Source organism: Acidobacteriota bacterium, assembly GCA_040752915.1.
Taxonomy (GTDB): domain Bacteria; phylum Acidobacteriota; class UBA4820; order UBA4820; family DSQY01; genus JBFLVU01.
The window spans coordinates 17,126-20,292 of sequence record JBFMHB010000053.1; the positions used below are offsets into that span (position 1 = coordinate 17,126).

A 3,167-nucleotide genomic window follows, 5' to 3' on the forward strand; every position below is an offset into this window, starting at 1 on the left:
TCATAAGGGGCAGGCGGACGGTGAAGGTGGCGCCGGGCCCGGGGGTGTTGTTGGCGCCCTCGACGGTGCCGCCGTGGGCCTCCACGAGTTTCCGGACGATGGCGAGGCCGAGGCCGGTGCCCCCCTGCCGTCGGCTGGCGAAGGGCTGGAAGAGCCGCGGGAGAAAGTCGGCGGGGATTCCCGCCCCCCGATCCACCACGTGAATCACTCCGACATCCCCCCACCGGTAGACCTTCAGGAGAACCCGGCCGTCGGGAGGCGAGAAGTGGAGGGCGTTCTGGACGAGGTTCAGGAGAATCTGGGAGATCTTTTCGGGATGGCCGAGGACCTGGGCGTCGCCCGTCGTGCAGTCCACGTCGAGGCGGGAGGCGCCGTCGGCGTTCGCCTTGGCCAGCAAATCCCGCACGCTGTGGGCCAGGCCGCACAGGTCGCAGGGCGCGAACTGGTCCCGGGCCACGGGGCGCCCCAGGGCGAGGAGGTCGTTCATGAGGTCCGTCAGCCGCTGGACGTGCTCCTGGATGTACCCGATGAAGGGCCGGATTTCCTCGTTGGCGCCGAATTTCTTGTCCAGCGCCGAGGTGAGCGTGCTGATGGCGAAGAGGGGGTTGCGCACCTCGTGGGCCATGCCGCCGGCCACCATGCCGATGGTCTCCAGGCTCTTGGCGTGCTCCAGGCGCTTCTCCAGCTCCACTTCCTGGGTGATGTCCCGCTTGGCCGCCACGAAGGTCACGATGGCCCCGGCCTCGTCGCGCACGGGACTGATGACCGCCTGCTCCACGAAGTGGGTCCCGTCCTTCCGGCGGTTGGTCAGGCGGCCGGTCCACACGTGGCCCGAGAGGATCGTCTCCCACAGGTTCTTGTAGAAGGCCTCATCCTGGACGCCGCTCTTGAGGATGCGGGGATTCTGGCCAACGGCCTCCTCGCGGGTGTAGCCCGTGATGCGCTCGAAGGCCGGGTTCACGTAGAGGATGGTCCCGTCCCGGTCCGTGATCACGACGGCGTCGTGGCTTTGCTCGATGGCCGTGGAGAGCAGGCGCCGGGCCTCCTCGGCGCGGTGTGCGGCCGAAATGTCTTCGACAACCCCGTCGTAGCAGACGATCCGTCCCGAGTCATCGCGCACGGCGCGCGCGTGCTCGCGGATGCGGAGGACCTGGCCGTCGCGGCGCCGCCACGCCGATTCGAGCCCCCTGACCTCCCCGGCCGCCTCCATCTCCGCCTTGAAAACCTCCCGGGGGTAGGAGGGCTCGAAGCCGTCCTCCTCCAGGTTCCGGTTCGCCAATTCTTCGAAACTCCTGAAGCCCAGGAGGGAGACGATCTTGGGGTTCGCCTCCACGATGCGCCCGTCGGGGGTGGTGCGGTACATCCCGACGGGCGAATTCTCGAAGAGGGTCCGGAAGCGCTCCTCGCTCTGGCGGAGGGCTTCCTGGGCGCGGCGCTCCTCGGTCACATCGCGGATGAGGCCCCGGAAGCCCACGGGGCGGCCATTCGAGTCCTTTCGGAGGGAGACGGAGGCTTCGATGGTTCGTATGGAACCGTCCTTGCGGATAACCTCCCAGCCGAACCCCCGCGTGGGAATTCCCGTCCGATATACCTCGTTGAAGGCCCGGTAGAGTCTCTTGGCGTTCTCCGGGTCGGTGTATTGGCGGTTGTTCATCCCCATGAGTTCCTCGCGGGGATAGCCGAAAAGGGCGCACAGGGAGTCGTTGAAGAAGGTGAGGTTCCCCGCCAGGTCCACCTCGTAATAGCTTTCCTGCATGTTTTCGAGGATCGAGCGGTACTTCTCCTCGCTCTCCCGCAAGGCCTCGGCGGCCCGTTCGCGCTCCGTAATATCGAGGATGAAGGCCACAAAGACCTTGCGCTTTCCCTGATCAAAGAGTTGGAGGTGGACCTCCACCGGGTACCGGGTGCCGTCGGCCCGTTCGTGCTCGGTCTCGAAGTGCAAGACCTGAAGCTCCCCCGACAGGAGCGGGGCCACGGCCTCGCCGAAGGATGCGTCCGTGAAGGCGGGTTTGATGTCCACGGGGGTCTTCGAGCGCATCTCCTCCAGGGTGTAGCCCAGGTTCTGAAGGGCGCCCCGGCTCACGAATTCGAACTTCCAGGTGGCGGCATCGAAGACGTAAATCTCGTTCAGGCTGGCGTTCATGGCGTTGTGCAGGAACCGCTGTTCGGCCTGGGCACGCACCTGATCGGTCACGTCCAGGGCCAGAGTGGCGAAACGCCCTTTCTCGGGGGAGTAGGCCGAGATGAGGAAGTGCTTGTTCATGGGCGCGAACTCGGCCTCGAACTGGATGGGCTCGCCCGTGGCGGCCACTCGGGCGTAGGCATCCAGAAAGGGGGCCTCGCCCGTGCCGTAGAGTTCCGAAGCCAGGGCGCCGCAGGCCTTCGACCGGGGGAGGCCCGTGACCTTCTCGAAGGCGGCGTTGCACTCGATGAGCCGGTAGTCCACGGCGCGGCCGGATTCATCGCACACCACCTCGTGGAGGGCCAGCATCTCCGACATGGATTCGTAGAGGCCCCGCAGGGAGGCCTCGTGGCGGCGAAGGGCCTCCTCCGCGGCCTTCCGTCCGGTGATGTCCGTGTGGGTTCCCAGCATGCGGAGGGGGCGGCCCTCGGTGTCGAACCCGACGATCTTCCCCTGGGAAAGGATCCACTTCCAGGATCCGTCGGCGCACCGCTGGCGGAACTCCACCCGATACTCGAGGACCTTCCCCGCCACGTAGGCTCGATAGGCCTCCGCCACGCTTTCGCGGTCCTCGGGGTGGAGGCGATCGATCCAGGCCTGGTTCGTTTCCACGAAGGTGTCCGGGTCGAAGCCGAGCATGGTGGCGTATTCTGGGGAGACGACGCAGGACCCCGTCTGGACGTTCAGATCGTAGAGGCCTTGCTCGGCCGCCCGGAGCGCGAGCCGGAGGCGCTCCTCGTTCTCGCGAAGGGCCCTTTCGGCCTCTTCTTTTCGCTCCCGGGTCTCCTGGACCTCCAAGGCGAAGGAAAGATCCAAGGCGAGTTCCCCGAGGAGGCCCATGACCTCTGAATCGAAGGTGCCGGCCTCCTTCGAGGCCACGCAGAGCACCCCGCAAAGGGTCCCGTATTGCCGCAGGGGAAGGAAGGCGCGGTGGGTGCCGCCCTCGGTGAGAACAAGGGGAGTTGAGGGGAGGGGGTCGGGCAAC

The 3,167-nt window shown here is 66.6% G+C and carries 1 protein-coding gene; it reads right to left on the reverse strand.

Annotation, left to right across the window (positions count from 1 at the left end; all coding sequences use genetic code 11):
* Nucleotides 1-3,167: PAS domain S-box protein (locus AB1824_10110; GenBank protein MEW5765319.1), on the reverse strand; the 3,167-nt coding region annotated here is incomplete at both ends.